The following is an 18870-nucleotide window of genomic DNA, read 5'->3' on the forward strand; positions in this document are numbered from 1 at the left end:
CTCTCTTTAGCAGGGATAGAAGTACTACTAAATTCCCATCAAGGCTTTTATTCTTTTCGTGTTAATACTGCATTTTTATCATATTCAACAAAACTTGTCAAACTAAAGCAGGGAAATGTGTGAAAATTCGACAGACTTATCAATTCCTTCCCTCGTTTATGCTATAATGTATGGAGATTTCAGAAGGGAGGATTTATGAAATTAGAAAAAGGAACACGGAATAATAAGATAAAATCATTTATTCATAATCTTAAAACGAAAAAAGATACAAAAAAAACCCGTATTACTTTGCAGGTTATCTGGAATCTTAGCCTTCTCTTCATTATTTTAATTATTCTTGGAATATCCTTTGCAGGCGGACTGGGTGCAGGCTATTTTGCTTCATTAGTCAAGGATGAGCCTGTCCGTACCTATGAAAGTATGAAAAAGGATGTTTACAATTATGAAGAAACATCGGAATTATATTTTGCCAATGAAGTGTATTTAGGCAAACTTTACACGGACCTTGAAAGAGAAGAAATTGCCCTGAAAGATGTTTCCCCATATCTCGTTAACGCGGTCATCGCCACGGAAGATAAGTATTTTTACGAGCATAAAGGAATTGTTCCAAAATCAATTATTCGGGCTCTCTATCAGGAGGTAACAAACGCTAATGTACAGTCCGGAGGAAGTACACTTACCCAGCAGCTCATCAAAAATCAGATTTTAACGAATGAAGTTTCATTTGAAAGAAAAGCGAAAGAAATCTTACTGGCTCTTCGGCTGGAAAAATTCTTTAAGAAGGAAGAAATTCTTGAAGCTTATTTAAACGTATCCACATTCGGACGTAATTCATCCGGTCGAAATATCGCCGGAGTTCAGGCTGCTGCGCAAGGTATTTTCGGTTTGAATGCGAGTGAGGTCAACTTGCCGCAGGCAGCATTTATCGCCGGACTTCCTCAAAGTCCGTTTGGCTATACTCCATATACCAATAAAGGAGAAATCAAGCAAAATCTTGAGCCCGGACTTTTGCGCATGAAAACCGTTTTAAATAGAATGTATACCGATGGAAAAATCAGCAAAAAGGAATATGATGAGGCCCGTGCTTATGATGTAACAAAAGACTTTATCACTGTTCATGAAAACCCGGTAGAACAATATCCATGGGTCACATTTGAAATTGAGAAACGGGCTGCAGAAGTCATGTCCGTTGTTCTCGCTAAACAAGATGGTTTTACCGAAGAGGATTTAGATAATGATGATATAATGAAGGAAAAATATTTGACTCTGGCCGACCGGGATATCCGTCAGGGAGGTTACAAAATTCACAGTACCATCAATAAAGAGATTTATGACCGGATGCAGGAAGTTGCCGTTAACTTTGCATATTACGGCACTGATCGGCAGAAATCAGTGACAGACCCGGAAACCGGCGAAACAAAAACAGAAATTGAACCTGTTGAAGCCGGTGCCATATTGATAGAAAATAAAACGGGCAAAATCATCAGTTTTGTCGGCGGAAGGGATTATAACCGTGAACAGTTGAATCATGCTACCAGCGCCAAACGCTCAAACGGTTCAACCATGAAGCCGCTTCTTGTTTACGGTCCAGCTATGGAGCTTGGCTCTATTGCTCCCGGAAGCGTTCTGCCTGATGTTCCTTTAAGATTAAACCCTGGATCCAGCCGCCCATGGCCGCAAAATTACGGCGGCGGCTACAGCGGGCTGTTAACGGCACGTGAGGCATTGACAAAATCAGCCAACATCCCTGCTGTTAAAGCTTATGTTGATATTTTGAATCAAAGACCGGCGGAATACTTAAAGAAAATGGGCTTTACCTCTTTAACTGAAGATGATTATACGAACCGCTCCACTGCATTAGGCGGTTTGACAAACGGAGTAACTGTTGAAGAAAATACGAATGCGTATGGTACATTTGCCAATGGCGGTCAATTTATTGACGCTTACATGATTGATAGCATTACGGATAAAGAAGGCAACATTGTTTATCAGCATGAAATTAAACCTGTTGCAGTCTTTAGTCCGCAGACTGCTTATTTAACCTATGACATGCTAAGAGATGTTATCTCTAGTGGAACAGCAGTCTCCGTAAACGGACGATTGAAATTCAGCTCAGACTGGGCCGGCAAGACAGGAACAAGTCAGGATTACAAAGATTCATGGTTTGTTGCCACTAATCCAAATGTTTCGTTTGGTGTGTGGAATGGATATGATACACCAAAACCGCTGGACAACCGCTACAAAGGATTAAGCTATGGGGTCAGAAATATTTATTTATGGGCTGACTTAATGAACGCCGTTTATGATCTGGCACCAGGATTGGTTGATCCGCCTGAAACAGTTCAAAGACCGCCAGGCATCGTAACTCGTTCATTTTGTGGTATATCTGGTCTTTTGCCATCCGATGCATGTGCACAGGCAGGACTCGTAAAAACTGATTTATTTAATGCAAAATTTGTCCCTGGGAGTGGTGACGATAGTCTAATGTCCGGTAAGTATGTAACCATCGGGGATACAAAATACATGGCCTTAGATTCGACACCAGACGAATTTGCCGATACAGGATTAATCTTAGACCCTGATTATATGAAAAAAATATTTGGTGTTCACATCGACATGAGTATTTTAACAGCAAAGAACAGCAAGCTGGCCAGCGCTTTAGTTCCAGCCGCTAAACTTAGTGAAAACGGAAAAGTGCCTTCCTCTGTTTCCGTTTCCCAATCTGGGAATACGCTGCTCTGGAGCAGCAATGGAGAACATGATATTGTTGGTTACCGTATTTACAAAGGCGGCAGTAAGGTTGGCAGTGTCAAAGCGGGCGCTTCTCTTTCCTACCCAATTGGAGATGGTTCCTACTATGTCACAGCAGTTGATGTCGCAGGGCAGGAATCAGCGCCGTCCAATACACTAGTTATGGGTCAGCCTGAACAAACACCTGCTGAAACTGAACAGCCTGTCCAGACAACACCAAATGAACCAGATCAGCCGGCAGGAAATACGAATAATCAAACTGGAGACTCGAATTCACAGAATGGTAATAACGGTTCGCCTGCTGACATACCAGATTCACAGATGAATAATCAAGAAATAAACTCAAGTCAAAAACAGCCATCCTAACAATGTAAATAGCTCAGAAATCAATAAAACGGAAATGAAAAACAGACCCCCTGATTTGGTAACCAGGGGGTCTGTTTTCTTCTATTCATATCCGAGTTTCTATTAATCCTCCATCGTTGATAGATCGCCTGCCGGAAGGTTCAATTCCCAGGCTTTTAAGACGCGGCGCATAATTTTACCGCTTCGTGTTTTTGGAAGCTTATCACGGAACTCAATTTCCCTTGGTGCTGCGTGGGCGGCAAGTCCAGTTCTAACAAATTGGCGGATGTCTTCAATTAATTGGTCAGAAGCGGTATGTCCATCTACTAACGCAATAAATGCTTTAATAATTTCTCCGCGTACCGGATCCGGTTTACCGATAACCCCAGCCTCTGCTACTGCCGGATGCTCTAAGAGCTTGCTTTCAACTTCAAATGGTCCAACCCGTTCACCGGCGGTCATAATCACATCATCCACTCTTCCCTGGAACCAGAAATATCCATCTTCATCCATATAAGCGGAATCACCTGACACATACCAATCACCAGGCATGAAATAGGATTCATACTTTTCTGGATTATTCCAAATGGCATTCATCATAGAAGGCCAGCCCTTACGTATAGCCAAGTTCCCCATACGATATGGCGGCAGTTCATTTCCTTGGTCATCGACAATGGCCGCTCCTACACCCGGGATCGGCTTACCCATAGAACCTGGTTTTAATTCCATAGACGGGTAGTTGCAGATCACTTGAGCACCTGTCTCTGTCATCCACCATGTATCATGAATTCTTAAATCAAATACTTCTTTCCCCCATCTAACCACTTCCGGATTCAATGGTTCTCCGACACTTAGAATATGACGCAGACTGCTGAGATCATAGCGTTTTACCACTTCATTACCCGCACCCATTAACATACGGAAAGCAGTCGGGGCACTATACCATACGGTTACGCCATATTCTTCAAGCATCCCATACCAGAGCTCAGGACTGAAGCGGCCTCCAATAATGACATTGGACGTACCCGTTAACCATGGACCGAAAATACCATATGCTGTTCCTGTAACCCAGCCAGGATCTGCTGTGCACCAATAAATATCATCATCTTTCAAATCCAGTACCCATTTAGCCGTTTGATATTGCTGAATCATCGCATTATGAATATGTAATACTCCTTTTGGCTTTCCTGTGGAACCGGAAGTATAGTGAAGAAGTAAGCCATCAGTCCGTTCTACCCATTCAATATCGAGTTTATTGCTTGCTTCATTAAATCTCTTATTAAAATCTATAAATTTATCAGTTTCTTCAATATTATCACCGATGACAAAAACATGCTTTAATGCAGGAAGTTCAGCAACAGGAATTCGGTTTAATAATTCCTTTGTTGTAATGATCACCTTTGCTTCACTATCCTCCAGACGGTCACGCACAGCCCCTTCCATGAAGGCCTCAAAGAGCGGTCCTACAATGGCGCCTAATTTAACAGCACCTAATACGGAAAAATATAATTCAGGCGAGCGGGGCATAAAAATAAATACCCGGTCTCCTTTCACAACATTTCCGTATTCTTTTAACATATTCCCAGCCTTATTTGATAATTCCTTCATTTCTTTAAACGTGTATTTTTCTTTGCGTTCACCATCTTGGTAATATAACGCTATTTTGTTTTTCCGATAGCTTTCAGCATGTCTGTCGATTGCTTCATAAGCCACATTCACTTTTCCTGTTTCATACCAGGAAAAAGCTTTCTCTGTTTCTTTCCAGTCAAAATTGCGGTAAGCCTCATCATAATCTCTTAAGTTGAATTCTCCAGTTGAAGGTAATAACGTTTTCGATTCCATCTATTTATTCCTCCCCATGTAGATTAATCCGGCATTGTTAAACTTTGATGTTGAAGAGTGTGCACAAATTCTATTTATCTATAAAAATACGCATATCCTATTTTTCTTAAAACTGTCTAAGTATGCAGATTTGCTAGTTCAAGCGCAATTTTCAACATTTTAGTATAACAGGGCCGACATCTTACAATCTATTATAGTATATATTGATAATTTTCTCAATTTTTAAAATATTATCTTTCCAAAAAAATTTTAATTGACCCAAATTATTAATAAAGAGAACGCTTTATTGTTTCAATATTGTGTATAATATGACTAGAAACACCCATTAAACAGCAAAAATTTCCAACGTACCAGCAAAGGAGAATGATGTAGGCGGTGAATATATCCTTGGAACACATAAAAACCTATTATTCTAAAGATCTTGTAACTCCTGCCGGTGACCTGATTATTGAAGGTCCTATTCCTTCCAAACAGCTAGCGGAATATAAATTTCATGAAGATTTAATTGCGTTCCGCCCTTCCGAGAAGCAGCATCAGGCATTACTTGAAATAGCTGAATTGCCTGAGGGAAGGATTATTATCGCAAGAGACGGTCAAACCATTGTCGGCTATGCAACCTTTTTGTACCCTGACCCGCTTGAGCGGTGGTCAGAAGGAAAAATTGAAAATATGATTGAATTAGGAGCGATTGAAATCATTCCCCATTTTAGAGGCTTCGGAGTTGGAAAATGTATTTTGACTGTTTCGATGATGGATGATGCCATGGAAGACTATATTATCATTACAACTGAATACTACTGGCATTGGGATCTGAAAGGAACCGGATTAAATGTGTGGGAATACAGAAAAATCATGGAAAAGATGATGAACGCCGGCGGCTTGCAATGGTATGCAACCGATGACCCTGAGATTTGTTCTCATCCGGCAAACTGTCTCATGGTTCGCATCGGCAGCCGGGTCAATTCGGAATCAATCCAAAAATTTGACCGCATTCGATTCATGAATCGTTTCATGTATTAAATCTGCTGCGCCCTAAGGAAAAGCTAGATGAGAAGAATTAAGAAAGGGAGATTTTCATGATTGTTGAAGAAATCATGCAGAAGAATATCATTACTTTATCACCGGAGGATACCATACTAGCGGCCCATCAGCTCATGCAGCGGCATCACTTCAGACATTTACCAATTGTCAACGATGAGTATGAATTACTCGGGATCGTATCTGACAGAAATATACGTGATGCCACTCCATCTATATTAAGTGATACAATCGAACAAAAGGATTTACTGAATAAACCAATCAAAACGATCATGATCACAGATGTGATAACTGGACATCCGCTTGATTTCGTTGAGGAGATCGGAGCTATTTTCTATGAGCATCATATCAGCTGCCTGCCCATTGAAAATCACGGGAAGCTTGTAGGGATTATTACGGAAACGGATTTATTATACACATTAATTCAATTAACAGGAGCCAATCAGCCCGGTTCACAAATGGAGATTATCGCACCAAACCGTGCGGGGGTACTCAATGAGATTACGAACACCTTCCGCAAAAGAAGAGCAAATATTTTAAGCGTTCTTATTTATCCGGATAAACATGATGATCAGAATAAAATTATTGTGATCAGGGTGCAAACGATGAATCCAATCCGGCTAATTGAGGATCTCGAAACTTCAGGCTACCATGTACTTTGGCCAAACTTACCGGGGATAGAACAATGAAGGAAGAATCTATTTTTATTTTTTCACCCGACCAATTAAAGTATAAATTCAGCCCGAACCATCCCTTTAACCAAGCCCGGTTGCAATTAACCCTTGACCTGTTAGTGAAAAGCCAAGCGATTGAAAAAAGGAATATCGTTCCCCCAAGAGCCGCAGCAAAAGAAGAACTGCTTCTATTCCATGATCCGCAGTATGTTGAAGCAGTTGAATTAGCAGGACATGGTAAACTGACGGATGAGCTTGCTGAAAGCTACGGTCTTGCAACGGAAGACGTACCCATTTTCGCCAATATGCATGAAGCCAGTTCCTTGCTCGTTGGCGGCAGCCTGACTGCTGTTGACTATGTGATGAGCGGTAAAGCGAAACATGCCATTAATTTGGGCGGCGGACTTCATCATGGATTCCGCGGCAAAGCATCCGGCTTCTGCATTTATAACGATAGCGCGATCGCCATTAAATATATTCAGGAAAAGTATCCGGGGACAAAGGTGCTTTATATTGATACGGATGCCCATCACGGTGACGGGGTGCAGTGGGCATTTTACGATGATCCGCATGTTTGTACCTTATCTATCCATGAAACAGGACGTTATTTATTCCCGGGGACCGGGAATATTAATGAACGGGGACAAGGGGAAGGGTATGGCTTTTCCTTTAATATACCTGTCGATGCCTTTACTGAGGATGAATCCTGGCTGGAGTGCTACCGTGCTGCTGTAACAGAAGTGGCGGCATTTTTCAAACCCGATGTCATTTTTACCCAAAACGGAGCTGATTCACACTATTGGGATCCATTAACACACCTTTCGGCAACGATGAACATTTATAAAGAGATTCCTAAGGTGGCACATGAAATAGCCCATCAATACTGTGATGGCAAATGGATTGCCGTTGGAGGCGGCGGCTACGATATTTGGCGTGTCGTTCCCCGTGCCTGGTCCTATATATGGCTGGAAATGACAGAAAATAAAGCTTCATTCAACGAACTTCCGCAGGATTGGATTGACAAATGGCAGGATAAAGCACCACTATCATTGCCGCAAACATGGATGGATCAGGAATCAATCTATCCCCCTATCCCAAGAAAAGAAGAAATAACAGAAAAAAATAAACAAACTCTTGATAAAGCGTTGTACCCAATCAGGAAAAATAACACTAGTAAGCTGCAAAATCAATGAAAACAAGACAAGTAGATAAAGCCTGCACGGCACATTGATCATTTGTACCATGCAGGCTTATGACTTTTACTGAGCAGCTTTTGTTGAATTTCTCGTTTCGATCCGATGCGGAAGAATGACGGTTTGCTCCTCTACTTCTTCCTTGTTCATCAATTTCGTCAACAGGCGCATTGCCACTGCACCAATATCATATAAAGGCTGGACCACTGTTGTTAATTGCGGGCGTACCATTAAAGCTAATTTGGTATTGTCAGACGTAATCACTTCAAAGTCGGTTGGAATTGAATATCCTTTATCCTCGGCACCATGAACAACGCCAAGTGCCATTTCATCGGAGCCGACGAAAATAGCGGTCGGTTTATTTTCAGCCTCCAGCAGTTTCTCGAAAGCTTCTATACCTGAGTCATAAGTATAGTCACCTTCAGCCACTAAATCTTCGTTATACTCAATACCGGCTTCACTTAATGCACGTTTATAGCCGGCGATCCATTTCTCTGAGTTGATCGGTTCTGCTAATGGACCAATGACAATCGCAATTTGTTTATGACCATGCACAATGAATGTGTTCACTGCATCATAGGCTGCCTGCTCATAATCAATATTTACGGCTGGAATTTTACCTGTTTTCTCAATCGAACCTGCTAATACAATTGGCACAGGTGACTTTTGAAACTCTTCAACATGTTCCTTTGTTATATTTCCGCCCATGAAGACAAGTCCGTCTACCTGCTTGCCAAGCATTGTGTTTAATAAGTGCAGTTCCTTGTCTTTATTTTGATCAGAGTTGCTTAAAATGATATTGTATTTATACATCGTTGCAATATCTTCAATACCCCGTGCCAGCTCTGCAAATACCGTATTGGAAATATCCGGGATGATCACCCCGACAGTCGTTGTCTTTTTACTTGCCAGCCCTCTAGCCACCGCATTTGGACGATAACCAAGCCGCTCAATTACTTCTAGTACTTTCTTCCTTGTGGTAGGTTTCACATTCGGGTTTCCATTCACTACCCGTGATACAGTCGCCATGGATACATTTGCTTCTCTTGCTACATCATATATCGTGATGTTCATGTTAACACTCCTTTTCACTATTTTTGAAAAGAACAGTTATGTATAAATATCTAAACATTCATTATAATCATATGTTTCAGTTCTATTCTTTTCAAAATGACTTGATTCCATTATTTATTTTCAAGCAGCAGATCAGTTTTTTATATAAAGGTACTTAATCATACGATAGAAATAATTGGCTGCAATGTCAACTATTCCTTTATCTTTTTTGAAAAAAAATGAAAGAAACTGTCGTGGAAAAACGAAAAGTTAAAACCCTCTCACAAAACTGTGAAAGGGCCGATTAGATAGTCTTATGCTTTTACAAATGATGAAGCCGCTAATTCACGATAGAAAGCTTCAAATTGATCTAAATCCATTTGCTGTGCAGAGTCAGATAATGCCACGGCAGGATCCGGATGCACTTCTGCCATAACACCGTCAGCGCCGACAGCAAGCGCTGCTTTTGCACACGGAAGAAGAATATCCTTTCTTCCTGTAGAGTGGGTCACATCAACCATAACCGGTAAATGCGTTTCTTGTTTAAGAATCGGAACAGCAGAGATATCCAGTGTATTTCTTGTTGCTTTTTCATAAGTACGGATTCCACGCTCACATAGAATGATTTGCCCATTGCCTTGAGCCATAATGTATTCAGCGGCGTTAATGAATTCTTCAATCGTTGCAGAAAGTCCGCGTTTTAAAAGGACTGGTTTTTTAACTGCTCCTGCTGCTTTCAGTAATTCAAAGTTTTGCATATTGCGGGCGCCAATTTGAATCACATCAATGTAATCAAGTGCCGTTTCAATATCAGCCGGAGTAACAATTTCACTTATAACGGCTAAATCAAATTCATCGGCAATTCTTTTTAAAATTTTCAATCCTTCTACTCCAAGTCCTTGGAAATCATAAGGTGAGGTTCTCGGTTTATAGGCACCGCCGCGAAGGAACTTAAGACCTTTCGCTTTTACAGAGGCGGCAACAGCGGCAACTTGTTCATAGGATTCTACAGAGCAAGGTCCGAAAACAAATTGCGGTTTTCCGGCACCAATTAATTCGCCTTTAATATTAACGACGGTATCTTCAGACTTTTTCTTTCTGGAAACAAGCAGCTCTTTTTTGTGATCTTCTTTTTGCAGATCTAAGCCAGCTTTAAAAATTTGTTTGAAAAGGTGTAAAATAGTAGTATCGTCAAATGGACCATCATTATTTTCCTTTATTAAATCCAGCATATGACGCTCACGTACCGGGTCATAACGGTTAACACCCTGTGATTCTTTCACACGCCCGATCTCTTGTACTGCACGTGCCCGATCATTAATAAGTGAAAGTAATTGTAAATTAAGTTGTTCGACCTTTTGTCTTAATTGATCCAATTCAGTATTTCCCATTTTTTCAGCCCCTTTTTATGCCGATAAATAATTGTCAAGGTATCTTCTTTATCAGGCCTCTTAAATATGATACATTTTTTATGATTACGGTTATTATATATGAATTATCCGACAGTGTCACGCATTTTTTCTTTAATAATTAAACGCTTTTAAGCTTTTAAGCACTAAAGTATACAATGGACCCTAACTGGTAAAGAAGGTGTATCTTTTGAATGATGAGAATAAGCTTTTTGCATTGGATATCGGTACCCGCTCTTGTGTTGGCATCATTTTGGAAGAGCAGGACGAGGAAAAATATGCAGTCACCGATATTTTAACAATTGAACATGCCGAACGATCGATGCTCGATGGGCAGATCCATGATGTCCTAGCAGTTTCTAACATTATTACCCGAATAAAAACAGAGATGGAAAAGCAGCACGGACCACTGAAAAAAGTGAATGTTGCAGCTGCCGGAAGAGCATTGAAAACAGAAAGAGCAGAATTCACCGTGGAAATCAGCGGCAAACCCATGATACAGAAACAGGATATCCTGCACCTTGAGTTAAGTGCCGTGCAGCAGGCGCAGGCCTCTGTTGCTTCTAAGCATCAAAGGGGCGATAGCCAGCACTATTACTATTGTGTAGGATACTCGGTCCTATACTACCGTCTTGATGGGGAGGAAATAGGCAGCCTAATCGACCAACAGGGCGATACAGCCACCGTAGAAATTATTGCTACCTTTTTACCTAGAGTGGTGATTGAATCACTTATTGCCGCGCTGAATCGAGCTGATTTGGAAATGGATGCCTTAACACTGGAGCCGATTGCGGCAATCAATGTTTTAATTCCTCCATCGATGCGACGATTAAATGTAGCGCTTGTCGACATCGGGGCAGGTACATCTGATATCGCCATTACAAACTCTGGCACTGTTACAGCCTTTGGCATGGTACCGGTTGCCGGAGATGAAATAACGGAATCAATCAGTGATGAATACTTACTTGACTTTCCTTTTGCTGAAAAAGTAAAGCGGCAGCTGGAAGCTGACGCAACCGTTACCCTAACCGATATCCTCGGTTTTGAAACGGAAGTTCCGACGGAAGAATTGATACAACAAATCACTCCCGCCATTAATAAGCTGGCAAAATCAATCTGTAATGAAATTCTTCGTTTAAATAATCATAAATCGCCGCAAGCTGTTATCCTCGTTGGCGGCGGCAGCTTGACACCTAAAATACCAAAGAAGATCGCTAAGAGATTGGAACTTCCGGAAAACAGAGTGGCGATAAGAGGGATCGATGCCATAACAAGCGTTGTGATCGCTGAGCATATCACGAAAGGCCCGGAGCTGGTTACACCTATTGGTATTGCCCTTGCGGCAAAAAAAGCGCCGATTCAATACCATACTGTCTTTGTTAACGAACAGCCAGTCCGTCTTTTCGAGGTAAAGGAATTAACGGTCGGAGATTGTCTTCTTACCTCAGGAATACAAGTGAGCGAGCTCTACGGCAGACCAGGATTGGCCTTGATTATCACCTTAAACGGGAAGACGATAACCATCCCGGGGGGACTTGGCGGAGAGCCGACGCTCATAAAAAATGGTTTTTCCTGCAGCTTGGATGACTTAGTTGAAACAGGGGATCATATTACTGTGATTAAAGGAGAAAACGGACGAGAGCCTTACGTGGAGCTAAAGGAGCTGCTTGACGGCTTCCCGCTGAGAACAGTAAAGATTAACGGTCACTCCCATACTATTCAGGCCAGCATAATATGTAACGGGCTTCCTGCTGATTCTGAACAAGTCATTTGCGATCGCGATCAGATTGAATGTATTTTTCCAAGGACCATTGAAGATTTACTCGTGGGATTAGGAATGCAGCAGGAGTTGGTAAAATTACGTCCATTCCAGATTCAACTAAACGGCAAAGACACCTTTTTCCCGCTTTTTTCAGGAAAACTATTCCGCAATGGGCTGGAAGTTAAATTAGCAAGCGGCTACAGTCATTTAGATGAACTGATCATTGAAGATAAAAGACCGTTGACGGTAAGACAATTAGCAGAAACAAAGCAGGTTATTCTTTCCCAAAGCATACCGGTTATCTTTAACGGAAAAGAAATGACGGTTACAAAAAAAGTAACGGAATTTTACCGGGGGAATGAGCTTTTAGGCGTGGATGATTTCATTTTTGAGGGGGACGAAATTCAATATCAGCAGAAAAAGCTGGAACCTTTTCTGTTTCAGGATCTGTTAAGAATTGTTCAGATTCATCTGCCCGATAAGCCTTCAGGCGGCTTTACCTTATTAAAGAATGACCAGCAAACTACTTTCATGGGCAAAATAGAACCTGGGGATGACCTGAAAATCGTGTGGCCAAATTAAAAAGGACTGTCCCCTTTAAATGCAACTTACACTTAAAGGGGACAGCCTTTTGCTTTATTGATTAGATGTCAGTGATTCGGTTAGAGTTGATTCTGTAATTTTCCAATGCGAGGCATTCCAGACAGATCCGCTTTCTTTCAAGAGAATCGCCTGCGGAGATTCATGTTTGATTTGATATTTTTCTGCAATATAATTTGACAAGGGGCGTGATTCTTGCACAATTAAATAATAAGCAGGAATTTCATCATGTTCCTGAACAAACTTTTCATATTCTTGAAAGGCGGCACGGCTAATGGGACATGTAGAACTGTGTTTTAGTAAAAAACAAGAATCATGGTTTGTAACTGCTTGTTCAAATTCTTCAACGGTATTCAGTAGAATCATTGCTCCCATTCTCCTTTGCCTCTCCCTGCATCATGATTGATTAATTTTACTTTCAGTTTCATCGAACGCCTTTTTTGTTTCTTCAAGCCTTTGCTGGATATCGGATTCGACGTCGGGTTCAAAAAGAGTATCGACGGGATTCTCCTCCTCCTGTATCCCTCTAACACTATTTTTCAAATTTTTAACTTTGCTGACTAGTTCTGTTGATTGCTTAGATACCGTTTTGGAAATAGAAGATGTTTTATCCTTTACTGTGGTGGCGATTTCATTTCCTTTGACAACGGCTGAATCACGGAGCTGCCCTGACTTTTCCTTTAGCAGATTGGCCTGATTATTGATATCACCGCGGAGCTCTTTCCCTGATTTCGGTGCCAGCAGTAAGGCTGTCAATGAACCGACAATCCCTCCAATAAGAGTACCAATGATGAAGTCTTTTGCATTAATGCTTCCATCCCCTTTATTTTGTGAAGATTCATAGCTATTGCGTTCATTTCCAACCATTCTGATTCCTCCTTATATTTTTTAATGCCTTGCTCGCGCTTTTTGTCGTCGATAACCTTGTTCAAGAGAATCCACAGCTTGCTTCTTTTCCTTTTTTGTCTGCCATTTATCCTTTAATTCAAGCATAATATTGCTCCATTGTACAACTTGGGCAATTTTATCTTTATTTTCTTCCGTTTTCAGTTCAACCTCATTCGTAATCGACCGTAAGGATGCATTAAATTTTCTAACTGAATCGCCGACACCCTTCACTGCGTCCACCACACTATTTAAACTTTCTGTTTTTTGTTGAATATCACTGGCCAAATCATTTGTTGTATGTAAAAGCATCGTTGTTTCCGATGTTACACCATCGAGCTGCTTTTCAAGGTTCTCTAATGTTTTCGAAACACTATCAAGGGTTTTCCCCATGGAGTTTAATGTCCGTGACAAATAGATAACGAGAATCAAAAAAGCCGCTGCTATGACTGCAACACTCAAATATAAGATTAAACTCAAATAATACTCACCTCCAATGTGCATTATTATCTTATCCTTTTATCTTCGACACAAAACAGCTTTATACCTTTAAATTAGGAGCTGTTCCATTCCATAATTTTTCAAGGTATATAAGAAAATGTTACCATACTTCAATATGATTGTAACGGATCTGTCAGAAACGAATCATTTCCAAATAAAAAAGAAGTACTTAAAAGTCACTGGCAATTAAGTACTTCTTTCTATAACTGTATTCCCTTTTATTTTATTTCACAGGCAATCTTTTCATATGCTGTTTGAAACTTTTGTACGTCCCCTGCTCCCATAAAAAGAATGACACTGTTTTCATGATTTTTAAGCGGGGTGGTATCCTCTTCCATGATAATTTCAGAATCCGGAATTTTTGCTTGTAAATCCTTTATCGATAGTTTGCCATGATTTTCACGCGCTGAACCGAATATTTCACATAAATAGGTTTTATCGGCAAGATTTAAGCTCTCGGCAAAATCAGCTAAAAAAGCCTGTGTTCGAGAGTAGGTGTGGGGCTGGAATACAGCCACAATTTCACGGTCGGGATATTTTTGTCTTGCCGCACTGATCGTTGCCTTAATTTCTGTTGGATGGTGTGCATAGTCATCAATTAAAATTTGTGAGTCTAATTTCTTTTCTGAAAACCGTCTTTTTACTCCCTCAAAAGTCATTAACTGAGCACGTACGATTTCCGGATTCATTTCTTCATATTGGCAAATGGCGATGACAGCTAATGCGTTTAAGACATTATGATCGCCGAAGCTTGGAATTGAAAAGGTATCATAAAATGTATTGCGGATAAAGACATCAAAGGTAGTGCCTTCCGTCGTTTTTACGACATTACGTGCTTGAAAATCATTTTCATCTCCAAAGCCATAAAAAAGCACTGGTACTTTTGCCTGGATTTTTTGCAACTGTTCATCATCACCGCATGCAAAAATGCCCTTTCCTACTTGCCATGCCATTTCTTGAAATGCTGAGAAAACATCATCAATGTTGGCAAAGTAATCAGGGTGATCAAAATCTATATTGGTCATGATTGCGTAATCAGGGAAATAGGATAAAAAGTGCCGGCGGTATTCACATGCTTCAAACACAAAATACTGGGCATCTTCATTCCCTTTACCTGTCCCGTCACCGATAAGAAAAGCAGTCGGTTTAGCGCCTCCCATCACACGGGACAAAAGTCCTGTGGTGGATGTTTTTCCATGCGCCCCGGAAACAGCAATGCTTGAGAAACGTTTCATAAAATCGCCTAAAAAACGGTGATATCGTATAATCGGAAGCCCTAGCTTCATCGCTTCTTGAATTTCCTCGTGAGTATCTGGAAAGGCATTTCCAGCAATAATCGTCATTCCAGGTTGTATATTTTCTTTTTGAAAAGGAAGGATCTTTATTCCTGCTTGTTCCAGAGCATTTTGCGTAAAAAAGTGTTTTTCCACATCGGATCCCTGAACCTGAAAGTTCATATCATGAAGAATTTGTGCCAGCGCACTCATCCCGGACCCCTTGATACCTACGAAATGGTAAATAGTCATAATAAAGAACCTCCAACCATTGTCTATCTGTATGTAATAACAGTATATGATATTAATCTAAAATTGCTCATTCACCTTATTTTTGCTTTAAAGTAGTAATAAGGCAAATTTGTCAACCTATTGCACCCTAAGGATCATTAAAACATTATAGCACCTTTGTCCGGTAAAAACTATGGCACTTTTTTGTTTAGCGAATTAAATTTTTAACTATTCCTATTACTTTGCGAGGTATATGGTTATTACTGGAATAACCATATTCCTGCAAATTCAGTGCAGCAGCAAAAAATTGCTTCTCTACACTTCCTATATTTCCCAATCATTCATTTTCTTTAGTTCATTATACTAGATTCTTGGATCGTTTCCAGATCTTCTTCCGTAATTAACACATCTCGCGGTTTACTGCCTCTGGATTCTGAGATAAATCCTTGCTCCTCCATCATGTCAATTAGCCTTGCCGCCCGATTGTAGCCAATTTTAAATTTTCTTTGCAAGGATGAGGTCGAAGCTCCTCCATGATCAATAACAAATTCACATGCCTCATAAAAAAGTTCATCTTCTTCATCACTGATTTGTGTTTTTTTTAATAATTCCTCTTGCTCGAATAAATAGTTGGGCTCTCCCTGTTTTCTTGCATGTGCCACCACTTCGTCAATCTCCTGATCCGAGACGAATGTTCCCTGCAATCGCACAGGTTTCGAAGAACCATTTTCTAAAAATAACATATCTCCTCGACCCAGCAATTTCTCAGCCCCGCTCATATCAATAATGGTCCGGGAATCAATTTGAGAGGATACAGAAAAGGCAATTCTAGTCGGAATATTGGCCTTAATTAAACCGGTAATGACGTCTACTGACGGTCTTTGCGTGGCAATGATTAAATGAATTCCGCAGGCACGAGCCTTCTGTGCGATACGGCAGATTGCTTCCTCTACATCGGCAGGCGACATCATCATTAAATCGGCCAGCTCGTCAATGATAATCACAATATATGGCAGTTTATCCGCATAGCGCTTATACTCCTCTGCCTGTTCATTAAACCGGTGAATATCCCTGACACCGGTATGAGCAAACAGCTCATAGCGCCGTTCCATCTCATCAACAGCCCATTTTAGTGAAGCTGTTGCTGCCTTTACATCCGTAATGACTGGACTAACAAGATGGGGAATCTGATTATAAGGAGCTAATTCAACCATTTTCGGATCGATGAGCAGAAGCTTTAGTTCCTCCGGTTTTGCTTTGTATAAAAGACTTACTAATATCGTATTAATACACACACTTTTTCCTGAACCGGTTGCCCCGGCAATTAATCCATGCGGCATTTTGCGCAAATCTGTGACAATCGGTTTCCCTGAAATATCCAAGCCCAATGCTGCTGTAAGAGAGGAGCCGTGCTCAATAAATTCCGGACTATTGATAATTTCACTTAATAGAACCGGTCTGCTTTTTTGATTAGGAACTTCAATACCGATTGTATGCTTGCCCGGTATGGGTGCTTCAATTCTGATATCACGTGCTGCCAGGCTTAATTTAATATCATCAGATAAATTTGTGACTTTATTAACTTTTACCCCCGGCTCCGGCTGCACCTCAAACCGTGTCACTGATGGGCCCTGTGTTACATTCACTACTTGTGCCCCAACATTAAAATTTTTTAAAGTATTGTTTAGAAGCTCTCTTTGTTCTTCAATCCACGCACCATTTTCTTCGACAACGAGCGGCGGTGATAATAAATCAATGGCAGGAAACTGATACAACTCACGCTTTTCCGGTTCTTTTAACGGCAAAACCTTATGCTCAGGTGTTTCCTTCTTTTGCACAAAAGATGAAGTTTTTCTGCTAGTCTCTAATCTATGCTTATCTTGTTTCAACATAATCACATTAAAAGGAAGATGTGACACTGTCTTTTCCTTTGTACCTGCCACAGGAACAGCTGCTGGTTCTTCCTGCGCAGACTCTTGTTCTACATCTGTTTTTGCCGCTTCTTGAATCTCTTGGGCTGGTACTGACTCTTCTTTCACAAGGACAACTTCTGCTGGGACCGTTTCATGAATTTTCTCGACAGATGCTGACTTTTCCTGTTCCGGTTCAAGTTCCGCTTCTATTACCGTATCGCTTATTTCCCGAACGACTGCCTGTTCTTTCTGCTCTGGCTCAAGTTCTACTTCTATTACCATATCGCTTATTTCCTGAACGACTGCCTGTTCTTTCTGCTCTGGCTCAAGTTCTACTTCTATTACCATATCGCTTATTTCCCGAACAGCAGCCGGTTCTTCCTGCTCCAGCTCAAGTTCTACTGCAGCTGCCGTTTCATGAATTTCCAGGATAGGTAATGAATCATTTTCTAACGGTTCATACTTCGTTCTTTCAATTTCCCTTATATGTTGATTTTCCACATAGGGTTCTTGTATCTCATTTGCTGTTTCTATCACAGTGGTATCATCAGTATATTTTGCGGACGGTTGAATAGCGATTATTGTTTCTGATTCATTTTCTAATTTCTCCTCAGCTTTTGCCGGCATCATTGAACTTTCTTCAACGGCTGCAGCACGGACTGGCACTTCCGATACATGAACTGTGTTAATGACCGTACTGTCTTCAACTTGCATGTGGAGCTGGCTGTTCTCTGATTCAAATGATGATAATTCGTATTCTACCCGGCCCCGGTGTACAGGTGTTTCCGGTCTCTTGTATCCGTAGATGGGCGACGGAACTTCTGTTGGTTTAAAGGGGCGATTGCTCCTCTTGAACTTTTCTGGTTTTTTTTCTTTATGTACAGGTTCTTCCCTTTCCACATGATTCACAGCGGAAAAAGGTGCCGCCTGATGCTGATGCTGCTGCTGATGCTGCTGTTGCTGATGCTTTCTTTCCCTGCTGCTCTCTATTTTAGGCTCACTATGGCGCCATTCCTGTATAGGATGCGAGGACGGTCTCTTTACTTCCTCTTCCTTAGCCTTCTCATCAGGGATAAGCGGAAAACGAAATTTCCCCTTTGGGTACTGGTAGGCTATTTTTGCCTCTATATTTTTTGTATTTTCCATTTTCATCCTGGAGGAGGAAATCGTTTTTGAACTCTGCTCTTCATAATAGCTATCGTTATCTATATCTGCTTGTTTTTCTTCATCATTTTTTAATAATTGCAGTAATTTTTTCATCCAATTCAATGTTTATCACTCTTTCTATCCTTCTATCTTTCTTATTTTAGCAGTAATTTCCTAAAATAGGAGACTTGATTAAAATTAATTGTATAAAGATTGGTTCAGCATTAACCATTTTCGTTATTTGGCAAAATAA

At 40.8% G+C, this 18870-nt stretch carries 13 protein-coding genes and 1 other annotated feature (1 of these 14 only partly in view); of the genes, 5 read left to right on the top strand and 8 right to left on the bottom strand.

Translation table 11 applies throughout. The annotated features are described in order from the left end of the window. Positions 1-51, bottom strand: a binding site (T-box leader) (it extends 169 nt beyond the left edge of the window). 144 nt (positions 52-195) lie between these two features. Further along, on the top strand, positions 196-3117 hold the full coding sequence (locus tag HNR53_RS11450) for a transglycosylase domain-containing protein (RefSeq protein ID WP_184526060.1): 2922 nt from the start codon (positions 196-198) through the stop codon (positions 3115-3117). Between the two features lie 102 nt (positions 3118-3219). On the opposite strand, the gene acsA is transcribed toward HNR53_RS11450, so the two are convergent. Next, positions 3220-4938 carry an acetate--CoA ligase gene (gene acsA, locus HNR53_RS11455; RefSeq protein ID WP_184526062.1) on the bottom strand — a complete coding sequence of 573 codons (1719 nt, stop codon included), beginning with the start codon at positions 4936-4938 and terminating at the stop codon, positions 3220-3222. 387 nt (positions 4939-5325) lie between these two features. Between acsA and HNR53_RS11460 the strand changes: the two genes are divergently transcribed. The 3 genes from HNR53_RS11460 to HNR53_RS11470 are packed head-to-tail and all read left to right on the top strand — an operon-like array spanning position 5326 to position 7843. Next, positions 5326-5958: a GNAT family N-acetyltransferase gene (locus HNR53_RS11460; protein WP_184526064.1), complete on the top strand. Its 633-nt coding sequence runs from the start codon at positions 5326-5328 to the stop codon at positions 5956-5958. 56 nt (positions 5959-6014) lie between these two features. Continuing rightward, positions 6015-6665 carry an acetoin utilization AcuB family protein gene (locus HNR53_RS11465; protein ID WP_184526066.1) on the top strand — a complete coding sequence of 217 codons (651 nt, stop codon included), beginning with the start codon at positions 6015-6017 and terminating at the stop codon, positions 6663-6665. Next, complete coding sequence (locus HNR53_RS11470) at positions 6662-7843, top strand: acetoin utilization protein AcuC (protein ID WP_184526068.1); 1182 nt, start codon at positions 6662-6664, stop codon at positions 7841-7843. Before HNR53_RS11465 ends, HNR53_RS11470 begins: the two co-directional genes overlap by 4 nt. 66 nt (positions 7844-7909) lie before the next feature. Here HNR53_RS11470 and ccpA read toward each other — a convergent pair whose 3' ends face one another. Both ccpA and HNR53_RS11480 read right to left on the bottom strand, forming a co-directional pair. Beyond that, the gene (gene ccpA / locus HNR53_RS11475) at positions 7910-8917 is read right to left on the bottom strand and encodes a catabolite control protein A (RefSeq protein ID WP_184526070.1); all 1008 of its coding nucleotides are present in this window, start codon (positions 8915-8917) and stop codon (positions 7910-7912) included. Between the two features lie 293 nt (positions 8918-9210). Next, positions 9211-10287 carry a bifunctional 3-deoxy-7-phosphoheptulonate synthase/chorismate mutase gene (locus HNR53_RS11480; protein WP_184526072.1) on the bottom strand — a complete coding sequence of 359 codons (1077 nt, stop codon included), beginning with the start codon at positions 10285-10287 and terminating at the stop codon, positions 9211-9213. A gap of 208 nt (positions 10288-10495) precedes the next feature. Here HNR53_RS11480 and HNR53_RS11485 point away from each other — a divergent pair, with 208 nt between their 5' ends. Further along, a complete protein-coding gene (locus HNR53_RS11485; RefSeq protein ID WP_184526074.1) occupies positions 10496-12649 on the top strand; it encodes a cell division protein FtsA in 2154 nt (717 codons plus the stop codon). Between the two features lie 54 nt (positions 12650-12703). On the opposite strand, the gene ytxJ is transcribed toward HNR53_RS11485, so the two are convergent. The 5 genes from ytxJ to HNR53_RS11510 form a co-directional block, all read right to left on the bottom strand. Then, positions 12704-13033, bottom strand: coding sequence for a bacillithiol system redox-active protein YtxJ (gene ytxJ / locus HNR53_RS11490; RefSeq protein ID WP_184526076.1), 330 nt, complete (start codon positions 13031-13033; stop codon positions 12704-12706). Between the two features lie 30 nt (positions 13034-13063). After that, positions 13064-13534: a YtxH domain-containing protein gene (locus HNR53_RS11495; RefSeq protein ID WP_184526078.1), complete on the bottom strand. Its 471-nt coding sequence runs from the start codon at positions 13532-13534 to the stop codon at positions 13064-13066. A 21-nt stretch (positions 13535-13555) separates the two neighbouring features. After that, positions 13556-14032, bottom strand: coding sequence for a DUF948 domain-containing protein (locus HNR53_RS11500; protein ID WP_184526080.1), 477 nt, complete (start codon positions 14030-14032; stop codon positions 13556-13558). Between the two features lie 239 nt (positions 14033-14271). Next, the gene (murC, locus tag HNR53_RS11505; RefSeq protein WP_184526082.1) at positions 14272-15579 is read right to left on the bottom strand and encodes a UDP-N-acetylmuramate--L-alanine ligase; all 1308 of its coding nucleotides are present in this window, start codon (positions 15577-15579) and stop codon (positions 14272-14274) included. Positions 15580-15908: 329 nt separating this feature from the next. After that, a complete protein-coding gene (locus tag HNR53_RS11510) occupies positions 15909-18731 on the bottom strand; it encodes a DNA translocase FtsK (RefSeq protein ID WP_246439549.1) in 2823 nt (940 codons plus the stop codon). Positions 18732-18870: the final 139 nt, after the last annotated feature.

The sequence above is a fragment of the Bacillus benzoevorans genome, assembly GCF_014207535.1.
Lineage (GTDB): Bacteria > Bacillota > Bacilli > Bacillales > Cytobacillaceae > Bacillus_BD > Bacillus_BD benzoevorans.